Genomic DNA, 12,935 nt, shown 5'->3' with positions numbered 1-12,935 from the left:
ATCGCAGCCTTCTGTCGGAGGCTGCGATCTTTTGTTTTCGCTTGTCTGCCTGTTTCTCTTGAGCTGACGCAAAAACACGACTAATGGACCATGGATAATGGCCCCGTAGTGGCGTTTAATGCGTGCATAACAATGAGAACTATGGTGGCGAAAATGGCGACAGACGGATCTCTGGCGGGGACGGTGCCGGCCTCGGTGCCCGCGACGCGTGGCACGGCGCGCTGGCTTGCGCCGACGTTGCAAAGCCTCGCGCTGGCCTTGCTGCTGTGCGGCATGACCCTGGGCGGTTGGCCGTTGTACATGGGCCTGCCCTTGGCGATGCTCATCGTCTGGTTACCACGCCTGCGCTCGCGCCTGGCCAGTGCACCCATATCGACGTCGAGCGACAGCCTGGCCGAACTGACCCGCGATCTCTCCTACACCACTAGCCATAACGCATTGTCTGCCGCAGGCGTGGCCTATTCCGTCAAGCAGTTGGCCGGCAAAGTCCAGTCGCAGCTCGGTGCTGCGGCGCAGATTGTCAGCAACGCCGAAGCGATGATCGCAACCGAGCAGGCTACCTCACAGCTCAGCCAGCAGGCCTTGGGCGCGGCCAGCGAGGCCCATCGCAGCAGTGTGGCCGGGCGCAGCGAGCTGGTGGAGTCCATCAGTCGCATGCACCAGCTCAGCCAGCGCGCCAACGACAGTCGCGAGTTGATCGAGGCGCTGAGCGTGCGCAGCGACGAAATCCAGCGTGTCACCCTGGTGATCCAATCGATCGCCAGTCAGACCAACTTGCTGGCCCTCAATGCCGCCATCGAAGCGGCGCGGGCCGGTGAGCATGGACGCGGTTTCGCTGTGGTGGCCGACGAGGTTCGCGGCTTGGCCGGACGCACGGCTGCGGCGACCGGTGAGGTCGGGGTCATGGTGGCGGACATCCAGCAGCGCACCGCGCAAGTGGTCGAACAGATCCGCCAACTGGCCGGCGACCTGGACAGCGGCGTGCAGCAAGTCGAGCACACCGGCGAACACCTGGAGAACATCGCCCGGCTCGCGGCCGGCGTCGAAACCCAGGTCAGCGCTATCGCCCAAGGCACGGACACCAACCGTGGGCAACTCGACAGCCTGTTCCATGCCATCGAGCAAATGCGCAGCGACCTGGCGGTCAGTGACCAACAGACCCAGCGCCTGGCCGAGGCCGCCATCCAGATGGAAGGCCAGGCTGAAACCATCAGCGAACGCCTGGCCGAAGTGGGCCTGGACGATTATCACCAGCGGGTCTACGACCTTGCGCGTGAAGGGGCGAGCCGGATTGCTGCGCAGTTCGAAGCGGACATCGACCAGGGTCGTATCAGTCTGGACGACCTGTTCGACCGGAGCTACCAGCCCATCCCCAACACCCATCCGGCCAAGTTCCAGACGCGTTTCGACCGCTACACCGATCAGGTGCTGCCAGGAATCCAGGAGCCGTTGCTGGCCCGGCACGAGGGCCTGGTGTTTGCGATCGCTTGCACCCAGCAAGGCTACGTGCCGACGCATAACAATGCGTTCTGCCAGCCGCTGACCGGCGATCCTCAGGTCGACACCCTGAACAACCGCACCAAGCGCAAGTTCTCCGATCGTACCGGGATCCGCTGTGGCAGCCACCAGCAGCCGGTGCTGCTGCAGACCTACACGCGCGACACGGGCGAGTTGATGCACGACCTGTCGGTGCCGATCATGCTCAAGGGCCGCCATTGGGGTGGGTTGCGGTTGGGCTATAAGCCCGAGAAGGCGCGCTGAGTCTTAACGCAACCTGTGCGTCGAGCTCTTGTGGCGAGGGGGATTGCTCCCGCTGGCCTGCGAAGCGGGCCCAATAAGGCCGGCGACTGCTGCGCAGCCGAGCGGGAGCAATCTCCCTCGCCACAAGAGCCGCCTGGTGGTTGAGGTTACTTGCCGGCGTGCAAGCGCACATTCAGTTGATCCACCAGCACCGCTTCCTCACCGTCGGCGAGCAGCCATTCCCTGAGAAGATCCTTTTGCTGATCCGACCAAAAAGGCGCATCGACCAGTTTGGTGTCCGGGTCCAGTGGGTGCTCGCCGATGAAACCGTCGATGTCGGTGCCCTCCGAGGGCAGTCCGAGTTGGTCGAACAGGGTCTTGAGATCGTGGGATGGCTGTTGCATGGGGGACTCCTTTAGGCTGGCGCCGTCATGGCGCTTCGGTTGCTTCCCTTATCTGAGGGCAAGCGGTCGCCAGGAGTTCGATCGATTTCAAGCTTTAAGCGCACCTTCGTCCACCGCAAGCTTCAAGGCTTTTGCCGCATCCCTGGCGGCCTCGGCAGCGATTTCCGGGGTCTTGAACCAGCGATCCTTTTCCACCTGGTGATAGGTGACAGCGGTCGAAGGTGATTTGGCGCGCATTACAATGACGGCCTGAAACTCGCCTTCGACTTCTCTCGCTTCGCCCCGGATGAAAAAATCGCCAATATCAAGTTCCGTCACGTCGCGCCTTCCGTTCAAGTCATATTATTGTGCGAAGACCGCCGATAGGCGGCGGTCTCCGCTGGGCCGCCAGTATGGCAGCAGTTGCAGGTCGGCGGCTCAGTTAAGTCATCGACAGGGCGCAGATGGGACGGCAGGGTTCCGTTCCAGGCTTCTGGCCAGGTGGCAGGCTTCGTTATGATCGGCTCGGAAACCTCTTACACGTCCAGTCGACGTCTCTTCGATATGAAAAAAGCACTTACCGGCCAGAACGACCCTGTATTGCGGCTGGATCAAGGGATTTGCACTGTCTTCGCAGCCATCAACGGGCTCATGTGCTTGGACAACACGCGAGCTAACGGGGCGGATCAGGGTTGTGAAAGTACCCATGTGAATTCCTTTTCTATGGTTTACCGACGAATTGTCGGTTGTTTCGAGTAGTCTCCACGCCATTGGCTGCTCTAGAATCAGCAGCGCCGTGTGGATGTGGTGCCTATCTAAAGCAATTTTTTTTGGTCTCGATGTCAGAAAAATGCTTTTCTAAGTGAGAAATTTCCCTAAAGTTAGTAGTCCCACCTTTTCCGATAATCAGTGTGGTGTTTTCCTTCAGCCCCTGACGATCTCTGGGAAAGACAGCGAGCGTGGCGATCCTTTAGTCTTCTCTCGCCCTGGGTCAGGGGTGCGCCGTTCACTTTTGCATTCAATGACAGGTCCCTTGCGACCGTGCGGGTTCTCTTGGTCCACGCCTGGAGCGTGGCCCGTTTAAAAAGATGGGGATGTTTCCTTGGCAGTAAGTAATCTCGACATGCATGCGTTATTTGTTCTGGGTGACCTGCGGGCAAAACTGGTCAAGCAATTCCAGTCACGATTTGTCTACGTTACCGAGCAGACCGCCGAAGGTATTTACATTGCCGAAATCGATACCGAATCGGCGCTGGTGGTGGATGACAAGCCCAGGCTCGAACTCAAGGTTGGCGACCATTTTCGCGCGGCGGTGTTGCCAAGTCGCGAGGGTGGCAAGTTTGAAATCAAGTTTCGTGAGATCAAGTTGACAGTCTATGGCCTGGGTGACTACGCGTTCGTCACGACAGCAGACGGTCATGCGATCCTGTTCAAGGAAGGCCACAGCGTGGTGACGGTGTTCGCGGCCAACGAACAGCTGCAGGAAGGCTTGACCAAGACTCTGAAAGCGGTCACTGCGAAGGCAGCCAAATGGCGCAAGGGTGAACTCGTGACATTCAAGGCCAGCGAATAGAAAGTGCGCCGCCGCTAAGTAAACGGACGCATCGGTTTGAATCGCTTTCGGACTTTGCGCACCTGTAACAGTTTTTACACGGCGCTTGCTGGAACCTTGGCTACAGTCAATTGACTGAACTATCTACAGGCTTGCGCTTGGTTCGCAACGCCGTTCGGTCACTGCTGTATCCGGCACGAGGTATCAAGCATGAAACGCGTTCGACAGTGGCTGGCTGCCTGGGCCACCCTCGCTGTATTGGTTTCGCCACTCCCGTCATCAGCCGCATCGGCGCCGATCCATTTCGCCGACCTGAACTGGGAGAGCGGCAGCCTGATCACCGACATCCTTCGGGTCATCGTCGAAAAGGGCTACGGGCTATCGACCGATACGTTGCCGGGCACCACCATTACCCTGGAAACCGCCCTGGCCAATAACGACATCCAAGTGATCGGCGAGGAATGGGCGGGGCGCAGCCCGGTGTGGGTCAAGGCCGAGGCTGAAGGCAAGGTGGTCGCCCTGGGCGATACCGTCAAGGGTGCGACCGAAGGTTGGTGGGTGCCGGAATACGTCATCAAGGGTGACCCGGCCAAGGGCATCAAGCCGTTGGCGCCGGACCTGCGTAGCGTCGAGGACCTGGCGCGCTACAAACATGTGTTCAAGGACCCGGAAAGCCCCGACAAGGGACGTTTCCTCAACAGCCCCATCGGCTGGACGTCCGAAGTGGTCAATAAACAGAAACTCAAGGCTTACGGTCTTTCCGATAGCTATGTCAATTTTCGCAGCGGCTCCGGAGCCGCGCTCGACGCGGAAATCACTTCCTCGATCCGTCGTGGCAAGCCCGTCCTGTTTTATTACTGGTCGCCGACGCCGTTGCTCGGACGTTTCAAACTGGTGCAACTGCAAGAGCCGCCGTTCGACGCCGAGGCCTGGAAAACCCTGACCGACGCCGACAACCCGAATCCGAAGCCAACCCGGTCCTTGGCGTCGAAACTGTCGATTGGCGTCTCCGCGCCGTTCCAGAAGCAACATCCCGACATCGCCGAGTTCTTCAGCAAGGTCGACTTGCCCATCGAACCGCTGAACAAGGCCCTGGCCGACATGAGCGAGAAACGCACCCCTTCACGTGAAGCGGCCGAGGCGTTCCTCAAGGCCCATCCCCAAGTCTGGCAAGCATGGTTGCCCAAGGACGTTGCCGAGAAGGTTTCCGCCGCCCTGTAGCGCGCTCGATGCCAGCCGATTGAACAGTTGATCCTGGGCAAGGCGTCACTCGCTGGAAACTGGCAACCTGCGCCCGTCCAGCGAAATGCAAAAATCCAGCTAGGATGATTGTTCAACCTTATTCAGGAGGCTGGCGAATGACGCTTTTAGTGGCTCGGTCGCTGGTCGCAGTGTTTGCGACCATCAGCTTGATTCATATGTATTGGGCCCTAGGTGGCCGATGGGCGGCTTCGGCGGTGGTGCCGCAGGTTCCGGTGAAGCAGGGCGGCACGTTGCGGCCGGCATTCAACCCGTCGGGATGGCTGACGTTGTTGGTGGCCATCGCGCTGCTGATGATTGCGCTGCTGGTGTGCCTGCGGGTCGGCTTGCTCGCGCCGCCCGTCACCCACCGCGCCCTGCAGTGGTTGATCAGCGCGATTGCCTTGGTGATGTTCGCCCGAGCCATCGGCGAGTCGAACCTGGTGGGCTTCTTCAAGGAGGTCAAGGACTCGACGTTCGCCCGGCTCGACACCTGGGTCTACTCACCGTTGTGTGTCGTGCTGGGGGCGGGGTTGTTGACGGTGGCGTGGACTTGATCCACGAATGCCAAAAGCTGTACCAGCTCGAAATGTCTGTCAGTCGGTCCGGCGACTGCTCACCTCCGCCGGCACGTCGTCCCCCGCCATGCGCTTGCGGAACAAGGCCGCCCGGGCCAGTAGCAAGGTGGTTACCGGCACGGTGATCGACAACAGGATCGGTATCAGCCACGCGTGCAATACCGGCCCGGATTTGAGGGCCGAGAAATAAATGATCGAGGCCAGCGCCACGCACCAGGCGCCCAGCGTCGAGGCCAGCGCCGGCGGATGCATGCGCTGGAAATAATCCTTCAACCGCACCAGCCCGATCGCGCCGGTCAGGGCGAACAGACTGCTGGACACCAGCAGGATTGCCACCGGGATCTCCACCCACAACGACAGTTCGCCCATCATTCGATCACCTCGCCGCGCAACAGGAACTTCGCCAGGGCGAACGAGCCGACAAAGCCGAAGAGCGCGATCAGCAGCGCCGCTTCGAAATACGTGTCGCTGGCATAACGGATACCCAGCACCAGCATCATCAGCATCGCAACGATGTACAGGTAATCCAGCGCCAGGACCCGGTCTTGGGCCGAAGGGCCTTTGAACAGGCGCACCAGCGTCAGGACCATAGTCAGCGAGAAGAGAAACAGGCTCAGCAGGATCGCATTGGAGAGCAGCGGGCTCATTCGAAAATCTCCATCAAGGGGCGCTCGTAGGTGGCCTTGAAGTGCGCAATGAATGCCGCTTCGTCCTCCAGATCAAACACGTGCATCAGCAGGATGCTGCGGTCCAGCGCCAGTTCCGACCAGACCGTCCCGGGAATCACCGTGGTGATCATCGACAGCACCGCCAGGCCGTTGGCATCGTGCAGATCCAGCGGCACCTTGAGGAACCGCGAGCGAGGTGGGCGGCGCCCGGCGTTCAGGACGCCCCAGGCGACGGCCACGTTGGACACCAGTACGTCGCGCCCCACCAACAAGAACAGCCGCAGCATCACCCACGGTCGCCGGATGCGGATCGGGCGTGGTCGCAGCGGGCGCATCATCAGCGGCGCCAGGAAGCCCAGCGCGGCGCCAAGCAGCACATGACCGGCGCTGAGGGATAGATTCAACGCCAGCCAGAGCAGCCACAGCGCGAGGGACAGCCATGGCGCGGGGAACAGGTGCTTCATGGCTGCACCTCGCGTAACCCAGCGCGGGTTTCAGGGTTGGGCACGGTGCGGGTGGCGAGCACCGACATCACATAATGTTCGGGGTTGTTCAGCGCGTCGGCGGCGGACTGGGTGTAGCGCAACAACGGCTCAGCCTTGAAGGTCAAGGCGATCCCCAGGCCCAACAAGACGATGATCGGCAGACATTCGAACTGTCGCAGCAGCGGTGAGGGCCGCTCTTGCGGCGTCCAGAATCGTTGGATGCCCAGTCGTGAAAAAGCGATCAGCGAAGCCAGCCCCGACAGGATCAGCAACCCTAGCAAGCCCCACGCCGCGGGCGACACGGGTACGTCGGCAGCCGCGCCGAGCCCCTGGGGATTGAGCAACGCATGGAGCAGTCCCAATTTTGCAATGAAGCCTGAAAGCGGCGGCATGCCGATAATCAACAATGCACAGAAAATGAAACTCAAGCCGAGGAAGGCCATCGTCCAGGGAATCACTTGGCCGACCACGGCCTTCTGCTCGTCGTCGAGGTTGATGCCCTTGGGCGGCTGCAGGGACTCCAGCGGGCGCGGCAGGCTGTCGAGGTCATCGTCCAATGGCGCTTCATTGGCCGAGCGTGACCGTTCGATCAACTCGGCCAGCAAGAACAGCGCGCAGAGCGCCAGGGTCGAACTCACCAGGTAAAACAGCGCGGCCCCGACGAGGTTGGGCTGGGCAAAGCCGATGGCTGACAGCAGGATCCCCGCCGAGACCAGGATACTCAGGCTGGCCATGCGCTCCAGGCGCTGGGCCGCGAGGATGGCGATCCCTGCGCAGACGATCGTCACCATGCCGCCATAGATCAGCCAGTCTGCCCCGAAATACGCCGACGCGCCGGCCTGCCCGGAAAACAGTAGCGTCCACAAGCGCAGGATCGTATAGACGCCCACCTTGGTCATGATCGCAAACAGTGCCGCCACCGGGGCGCTGGCCGCGCTGTAGGCCGGCACCAGCCAGAAGTTCAGCGGCCACATGCCGGCCTTGGCCAGGAACGCCACCGCGAGAATCCCCGCCCCAGCGTGTAGCAGGCCGCGGTCGGCTTCCGGCACCAGGGGCACTTTCAAGGCCAGGTCGGCCATGTTCAATGTTCCGGTGACACCGTAGATCAGGGCCGCGCCAATCAGGAACAGCGACGAAGCCAGCAGATTGATGGAGATGTAATGCAGCCCCGACGACACCCGCGCCCGGCCCGAACCATGCAGCATCAAACCGTAGGATGCCGCCAGCAAGACTTCGAAAAACACGAACAGGTTGAACAGGTCCGCCGTCAGGAACGCTCCGTAGAGGCCCATGAGCTGGATCTGGAACAAGGCATGAAAACTCGCCCCGGCACGGTCCCATCGGGCCATGGCGAACAGCAGGGCGCACACACCGATGATGCCGGTCAGCACCAGCATCAGGGCTGACAGGCGATCGACCACCAACACAATGCCGAACGGTGCCTGCCAATTGCCCGGCAGGTATACGCCAATGGACGCGGGCAGCGCCTGGTCCTGGGTCCAGCGCAACAACAGCACGGCAATGCCCAGGCCCAGCAGGCTGGAAAACAGGTTGATCCGCGCCTTGAGCGGACGGTGCTTTTCGCCGAGCATCAACATCAACGCGGCAGTCAGCAGCGGCAACAGGATGGGCGCGGCGATCAGGTGAGACGTCAGCGTCATTCCTTGGGCTCCCGACCGTCCACATGGTCGGTGCCGGTCAGTCCCCGGGACGCGAGCAACACCACGAGGAACAACGCGGTCATGGCGAAGCTGATGACGATGGCGGTCAACACCAGGGCCTGGGGCAGTGGGTCGGTGTAATGCAACAGGTCCTGCGGCACGCCGTTCTTGATGATCGGCTCTTTGCCGATGAACAGGCTGCCCATGCTGAAGATAAACAGGTTGACGCCATACGACAGCAGGCACAGGCCCATGACCACTTGGAAGGTTCGCGGCCGCAGCACCAGCCAGACCCCCGAGGCGGCCAGCACGCCGATTGCAATTGCGATGACTTCTTCCATCAGGCGGCTCCTACCGGTTGTGCGACGGGTTTGGGATGCAGGCCCGGTTTGTGCGCGCGCACCGACTGGTGGGCGAGGGCGGTGAGGATCAACAGCGTCGAGCCGACTACCACGGCGTACACGCCAATGTCGAAAAACAGCGCGCTGGCCAGATGAATGTCGCCCAGCAGCGGCAATGTGAAATGCCAGGTGTGGGTGGTCAGGAACGGATAGCCCGCCGCCATCGCACCCAGGCCGGTGACGGTAGCAAACAGCAGTCCGGTGCCCATCCAGCGCAGCGGCCGCAGGCTCATTTGCGCCTCGACCCACTGAGTGCCGGCGACCATGTATTGGAGGATGAACGCCACCGACATCACTAGCCCGGCGACAAAGCCGCCACCCGGTTGATTGTGGCCACGCATGAACAAGTAGAAAGACACCACCAGCGCGACGGGCAGCAACAGGCGCACCAGCACCGAGGGCACCATCATGAAGCCCAGCGCGGTGTCGCTGGCGTGGCGCGGGTTGACCAGGTCGGTGACCACGTCCGGTGCCAGCAGGCGTTGTTGCGCCGGCAATTGCATGCTTTCCCTGGGCGGCCTGAACCGTCGCAACAGGGCGAACACCGCGAGGGCCACCGCCGCCAGCACGGTGATTTCCCCCAGGGTATCGAAGCCGCGGAAGTCCACCAGCATCACATTCACCACATTGGTGCCGCCGCCTTCGGGCAGGGCCCGACTGAGGTAGAACGAAGAGATGTCATTGGGCGTCTGGCGCGTCAGCATTGCATAGGACAGCAGCGCCATGCCGGCGCCGACGCTGACGGACAGCAGCAAGTCCCGCAGGCGCCGGATACGTGCGCGCCGTTCACTGTTCGGCCGAGGTAGCGCGTCTTCGATCCGCCGTGGCAGCCAGCGCAGGCCCAGCAGGATCAGCACGGTGGTGACCACTTCAACCACCAGTTGGGTCAAGGCCAGGTCGGGGGCCGAGAACCAGACGAAGGTCACGCACGTCATCAAGCCACAGACACTGACCATCGTCAGCGCCGCGAGACGGTGATACTTGGCCTGCCAGGCCGCGCCCAAGGCACAGGCGATAGCCAGCACCCACAGGGTGACAAACACGACGGAGCCGGGGATCTTCGGCCGGTCGCCCCAGACCAACGTGCTGTGCAGCATCGGAATCAGCCCCGCCAACACCGCCGCCAGTACCAGGAAAAACAGTTGGGCTTGCAGGCGCCGGGTGCTGATCCTGCGCTCCAAGCGCCGGCCTTGGCGCATCATCAGCACCAGGCAGCGTTCGAACAGCCGCTTGCCGCTGAGGCGACCGATCAACGGCGGATGCTTGATGTGGCCTTGTTTGAATTGGCTGCGCAGCAGCAGATACAGGACGATGCCGCCCGACATCGCCACCAGGCTCATGATCATGGGCGCGTTCAGCCCGTGCCAGATTGCCAGGCTGTACTCGGGCAGCGGGTCGCCCACCACGGGCAGCGCCGCGGCGGCCAACAACGAACCGACCACCTGGGCCGGGAAAATCCCCACCAGCAGGCAGGTGAACACCAGCAACTCCACCGGCGCGCGCATCCAGCGCGGCGGCTCATGGGGCGTGTGGGGCAGGTCGGTGGCGGTGGGGCCGAAGAACACATCCACGGTAAAGCGCAGGGAGTAGGCGACGCTGAATGTGCCGGCGATGGTGGCGATGATCGGCAGCGCCAACTCGACCCAGGCCGTGGCCGAGATGAACACGGTCTCGGCGAAGAACATTTCCTTGGACAGGAAGCCGTTGAGCAGCGGCACCCCGGCCATCGCCGCGCTGGCCACCATGGCCAGGGTCGCGGTGAACGGAATCAGCCTGACCAGGCCACTGAGCCTGCGAATGTCCCGGGTGCCACTCTCGTGATCGATGATCCCGGCGGCCATGAACAGCGAAGCCTTGAACGTCGCGTGGTTGAGGATATGGAACACCGCCGCCACGGCCGCCAGCGGACTGTTCAGGCCCAGCAGCAAGGTGATCAGCCCGAGGTGGCTGATGGTCGAATAGGCGAGCAGGCCCTTGAGGTCGTTCTGGAACATCGCGCAGTAGGCGCCCAGCACCAAGGTGCAAGCCCCTGCGCCGCCGACGATATAGAACCACTCCTCGCTGCCCGACAGCGAAGGCCACAACCGCGCCAACAGGAACACTCCGGCCTTGACCATGGTCGCCGAGTGCAGGTAGGCCGACACCGGCGTGGGCGCGGCCATGGCGTGGGGAAGCCAGAAATGAAAAGGAAATTGGGCGCTTTTGCTCAAGGCGCCGATCAGGATCAGCGGCAGCAGGATGGGATAGAGGGCATGGTCACGAATCAGGTTGCCGGCGGCCAGGACCTTGTCCAGGTCATAGCTGCCCACCACATGGCCGAGCAGCATCACCCCGGCCAACAGGCACAGCCCGCCGGCGCCGGTCACCATCAACGCCATATAGGCGCCGCGTCGAGCGTCGGCGCGGTGATGCCAATAGCCGATCAGCAGGAATGAGAAAAGGCTGGTCAGTTCCCAGAAAAACACCATTTGGATCAGGTTGCCGGAAATCACCAACCCGAGCATGGCGCCCATGAACGCCAGGAAAAACGCGAAGAAACGCGGCACCGGATCGTCCGGCGACATGTAGTAACGGGCGTACAACGACACCAGCGTGCCGATGCCCAGCACCAGCAAGGAAAACAGCCAGGCGAAACCGTCCAGGCGCAGCACCAGGTTCAGGCCCAGGCTCGGCAACCATGAATATTCCTCGCGGATCACGCCGCCATCGGCAATCTGCGGATACCACAATGCCACCTGAACGGTGCCGGCCAGCGCCACAAGGCCCGCCAGCAAGGATTCGGCGTTACGCGCGTTATGCGGCAGCAAGGCCGCCAGGCAGCTGCCGATGAAGGGCAAAAGCAATAGAACTATCAGTGACATAGGTTTCTATTCGGCAAAGGTTGTCCGGGATCATACGTGGCGTATTCCAGATCACCAACCGCGAGGGTGTCGCAGAATCCTACAAGGTAGATGGATTTTTCCTGTTTTTGGATGTTTCGGTGAGCGTCGGTTCGTTGGGATCGGCCAAGGGTAACAAGGCACTCCTGCCTTAAAAACAGTGTTCGGGTGCGGTGCATATGTACCGCACCCGAACAGGGCTCCATCGCCATCCTGCGCCATACAGATAAGGAGAACTGTATGGCAAACCGAACACTTAACGATGGATCAGATGGAACAGTAGTCATCAGTCCTGGGCCAACGGCTTCAGGTGGCGGTTTCCAGGTCGGTAGCGGCGGCTTTTCAGGCGGGTTTGGTGGCTCGGGCAGCAGCCGCAGCAGACGCCGCCGTAAAGCCAGGGCCAGAGCCAGGTACGAACAGCTTAAGGCCCAGCAAGAAGCTCAGGCAAAGGCAGACGCGGAGAAGGCCAAGGCCACCGCCGCGGCCCAGGAGCAAGCGCGTCTCCAGGCACGGCAACACCTGCTGGCGACAATGGTCCAGCGATACACCAATACCCGGGCCGAGGTGGATCGGAACTTCGCGGGCAAAAGGCAACAACTCGACGCGTCGCTGCAAAAGGACATCGCCGCTGCAAAACGGCCCCCCGTTTCGAACTCGACCGAACGCTGGCAGCTTTACACCATCACCAAAGAGAAAAACGAGATCGACGGGCTGATCGCCCGAAAAACCACCGAACTCAACGCCAAGAACAGCGCAGCCCGTGTCTTCGACGGACAGGATCCGCTCATCCGTTCGGCGAATGACTACCGCACGCGACTGGCTCAATTCGGCGCCGCGCTTGAAGAAGGTCATCGACTCTGGGAGCAGGCTTATACCGCTGCCCAAGAGGCGCAATTACTGTCGGCGCAGATCAAGGCCCTGACCGAAAAATCCAACGCGCTGGCCCGGCACCATGCCGAACAGACCGTGGTCTGGCGGGAGCGGGAGGTTGTCCAGGAGCGCCAACGCCAGTATGCCGAGCAGCGAGCGGAGCGCATCCGCTTTAAACAGCAAGTGGATGAAAGCACTCGACTTGAGCGGTTCAGGCAAGTCCATACCCTGAGTGTGCCTGCGCTTTCGATGACTGGGGGCGGGATGGTATTGAGCCAGGGGACCGTGTTTGTGCCCCGGCAAGACACGGCGGTATTGGACAAGGCTGTCCAGTCGGCCGTGGCGATGCTCGGTGAGTTGAAGAGCATTGCCTTGAAGGGGCCAGGTTTATGTGCGCCAGGCAAAGCTTGGTCGCCTGGGACTGACGGCGCAAGCCGTCACGAAATGGCGTAAGAAACTCAGCGGGTTTGAACCCCGCC

General features: G+C 61.6%; 14 protein-coding genes. 5 read left to right on the top strand and 9 right to left on the bottom strand.

The features are described from left to right. Window positions 1-90 precede the first annotated feature (90 nt). Complete coding sequence (locus HU806_RS24695; RefSeq protein WP_527251170.1) at window positions 91-1,761, top strand: methyl-accepting chemotaxis protein; 1,671 nt, start codon at window positions 91-93, stop codon at window positions 1,759-1,761. A 146-nt stretch (window positions 1,762-1,907) separates the two neighbouring features. Here HU806_RS24695 and HU806_RS24690 read toward each other — a convergent pair whose 3' ends face one another. The 3 genes from HU806_RS24690 to HU806_RS26590 form a co-directional block, all read right to left on the bottom strand. Beyond that, complete coding sequence (locus HU806_RS24690; RefSeq protein ID WP_186615364.1) at window positions 1,908-2,144, bottom strand: DUF2789 family protein; 237 nt, start codon at window positions 2,142-2,144, stop codon at window positions 1,908-1,910. A gap of 87 nt (window positions 2,145-2,231) precedes the next feature. After that, window positions 2,232-2,462: a hypothetical protein gene (locus tag HU806_RS24685; protein WP_186615362.1), complete on the bottom strand. Its 231-nt coding sequence runs from the start codon at window positions 2,460-2,462 to the stop codon at window positions 2,232-2,234. A 108-nt stretch (window positions 2,463-2,570) separates the two neighbouring features. After that, complete coding sequence (locus HU806_RS26590) at window positions 2,571-2,831, bottom strand: hypothetical protein (RefSeq protein ID WP_238350236.1); 261 nt, start codon at window positions 2,829-2,831, stop codon at window positions 2,571-2,573. 415 nt (window positions 2,832-3,246) lie between these two features. Between HU806_RS26590 and HU806_RS24680 the strand changes: the two genes are divergently transcribed. The 3 genes from HU806_RS24680 (at window position 3,247) to HU806_RS24670 (ending at window position 5,471) form a co-directional block, all read left to right on the top strand. After that, complete coding sequence (locus HU806_RS24680; RefSeq protein WP_186615410.1) at window positions 3,247-3,696, top strand: hypothetical protein; 450 nt, start codon at window positions 3,247-3,249, stop codon at window positions 3,694-3,696. A 189-nt stretch (window positions 3,697-3,885) separates the two neighbouring features. Then, window positions 3,886-4,896 carry an ABC transporter substrate-binding protein gene (locus HU806_RS24675; protein ID WP_186615361.1) on the top strand — a complete coding sequence of 337 codons (1,011 nt, stop codon included), beginning with the start codon at window positions 3,886-3,888 and terminating at the stop codon, window positions 4,894-4,896. A gap of 137 nt (window positions 4,897-5,033) precedes the next feature. After that, window positions 5,034-5,471, top strand: a complete 438-nt coding sequence (locus HU806_RS24670; RefSeq protein WP_186615359.1) for a DUF3995 domain-containing protein — start codon at window positions 5,034-5,036, stop codon at window positions 5,469-5,471. Window positions 5,472-5,510: 39 nt separating this feature from the next. Here the strand turns inward: HU806_RS24670 and HU806_RS24665 are convergent, their stop codons facing one another. Genes HU806_RS24665 through HU806_RS24640 form a run of 6 tightly spaced genes read right to left on the bottom strand, consistent with a single transcriptional unit; the run spans window position 5,511 to window position 11,568 of the window. Continuing rightward, the gene (locus HU806_RS24665; RefSeq protein WP_186615357.1) at window positions 5,511-5,864 is read right to left on the bottom strand and encodes a Na+/H+ antiporter subunit G; all 354 of its coding nucleotides are present in this window, start codon (window positions 5,862-5,864) and stop codon (window positions 5,511-5,513) included. Then, on the bottom strand, window positions 5,861-6,139 hold the full coding sequence (locus HU806_RS24660; protein ID WP_186615355.1) for a K+/H+ antiporter subunit F: 279 nt from the start codon (window positions 6,137-6,139) through the stop codon (window positions 5,861-5,863). Before HU806_RS24660 ends, HU806_RS24665 begins: the two co-directional genes overlap by 4 nt. Then, window positions 6,136-6,624 carry a Na+/H+ antiporter subunit E gene (locus tag HU806_RS24655; protein ID WP_186615353.1) on the bottom strand — a complete coding sequence of 163 codons (489 nt, stop codon included), beginning with the start codon at window positions 6,622-6,624 and terminating at the stop codon, window positions 6,136-6,138. The genes HU806_RS24660 and HU806_RS24655 overlap by 4 nt, the downstream gene beginning before the upstream one ends. Further along, complete coding sequence (locus tag HU806_RS24650; protein ID WP_186615351.1) at window positions 6,621-8,306, bottom strand: monovalent cation/H+ antiporter subunit D; 1,686 nt, start codon at window positions 8,304-8,306, stop codon at window positions 6,621-6,623. The genes HU806_RS24655 and HU806_RS24650 overlap by 4 nt, the downstream gene beginning before the upstream one ends. Beyond that, window positions 8,303-8,647, bottom strand: coding sequence for a Na+/H+ antiporter subunit C (locus HU806_RS24645; protein WP_038579788.1), 345 nt, complete (start codon window positions 8,645-8,647; stop codon window positions 8,303-8,305). The genes HU806_RS24650 and HU806_RS24645 overlap by 4 nt, the downstream gene beginning before the upstream one ends. Further along, window positions 8,647-11,568, bottom strand: a complete 2,922-nt coding sequence (locus HU806_RS24640; RefSeq protein WP_186615349.1) for a monovalent cation/H+ antiporter subunit A — start codon at window positions 11,566-11,568, stop codon at window positions 8,647-8,649. The genes HU806_RS24645 and HU806_RS24640 overlap by 1 nt, the downstream gene beginning before the upstream one ends. A 258-nt stretch (window positions 11,569-11,826) precedes the next feature. Here HU806_RS24640 and HU806_RS24635 point away from each other — a divergent pair, with 258 nt between their 5' ends. After that, window positions 11,827-12,909 carry a hypothetical protein gene (locus HU806_RS24635; RefSeq protein WP_186615347.1) on the top strand — a complete coding sequence of 361 codons (1,083 nt, stop codon included), beginning with the start codon at window positions 11,827-11,829 and terminating at the stop codon, window positions 12,907-12,909. The last annotated feature ends 26 nt before the right edge of the window (window positions 12,910-12,935 follow it).

The sequence above is a fragment of the Pseudomonas sp. SWRI154 genome (assembly GCF_014268645.1).
Taxonomy (GTDB): domain Bacteria; phylum Pseudomonadota; class Gammaproteobacteria; order Pseudomonadales; family Pseudomonadaceae; genus Aquipseudomonas; species Aquipseudomonas marvdashtae.
Note: the sequence above shows the minus strand (reverse complement) of the source record. Positions and strands in the feature narration are given on the sequence as shown.

Bases quoted from the DNA above. Each gene is read 5' to 3' on its own strand.
- HU806_RS24695 (WP_527251170.1), top strand. From the start codon at position 91: ATGGATAATGGCCCCGTAGTGGCGTTTAATGCGTGCATAACAATGAGA.
- HU806_RS24690 (WP_186615364.1), bottom strand. From the start codon at position 2,144: ATGCAACAGCCATCCCACGATCTCAAGACCCTGTTCGACCAACTCGGA.
- HU806_RS26590 (WP_238350236.1), bottom strand. From the start codon at position 2,831: ATGGGTACTTTCACAACCCTGATCCGCCCCGTTAGCTCGCGTGTTGTC.
- HU806_RS24680 (WP_186615410.1), top strand. From the start codon at position 3,247: ATGCATGCGTTATTTGTTCTGGGTGACCTGCGGGCAAAACTGGTCAAG.
- HU806_RS24675 (WP_186615361.1), top strand. From the start codon at position 3,886: ATGAAACGCGTTCGACAGTGGCTGGCTGCCTGGGCCACCCTCGCTGTA.
- HU806_RS24670 (WP_186615359.1), top strand. From the start codon at position 5,034: ATGACGCTTTTAGTGGCTCGGTCGCTGGTCGCAGTGTTTGCGACCATC.
- HU806_RS24665 (WP_186615357.1), bottom strand. From the start codon at position 5,864: ATGATGGGCGAACTGTCGTTGTGGGTGGAGATCCCGGTGGCAATCCTG.
- HU806_RS24660 (WP_186615355.1), bottom strand. From the start codon at position 6,139: ATGAGCCCGCTGCTCTCCAATGCGATCCTGCTGAGCCTGTTTCTCTTC.
- HU806_RS24655 (WP_186615353.1), bottom strand. From the start codon at position 6,624: ATGAAGCACCTGTTCCCCGCGCCATGGCTGTCCCTCGCGCTGTGGCTG.
- HU806_RS24650 (WP_186615351.1), bottom strand. From the start codon at position 8,306: ATGACGCTGACGTCTCACCTGATCGCCGCGCCCATCCTGTTGCCGCTG.
- HU806_RS24645 (WP_038579788.1), bottom strand. From the start codon at position 8,647: ATGGAAGAAGTCATCGCAATTGCAATCGGCGTGCTGGCCGCCTCGGGG.
- HU806_RS24640 (WP_186615349.1), bottom strand. From the start codon at position 11,568: ATGTCACTGATAGTTCTATTGCTTTTGCCCTTCATCGGCAGCTGCCTG.
- HU806_RS24635 (WP_186615347.1), top strand. From the start codon at position 11,827: ATGGCAAACCGAACACTTAACGATGGATCAGATGGAACAGTAGTCATC.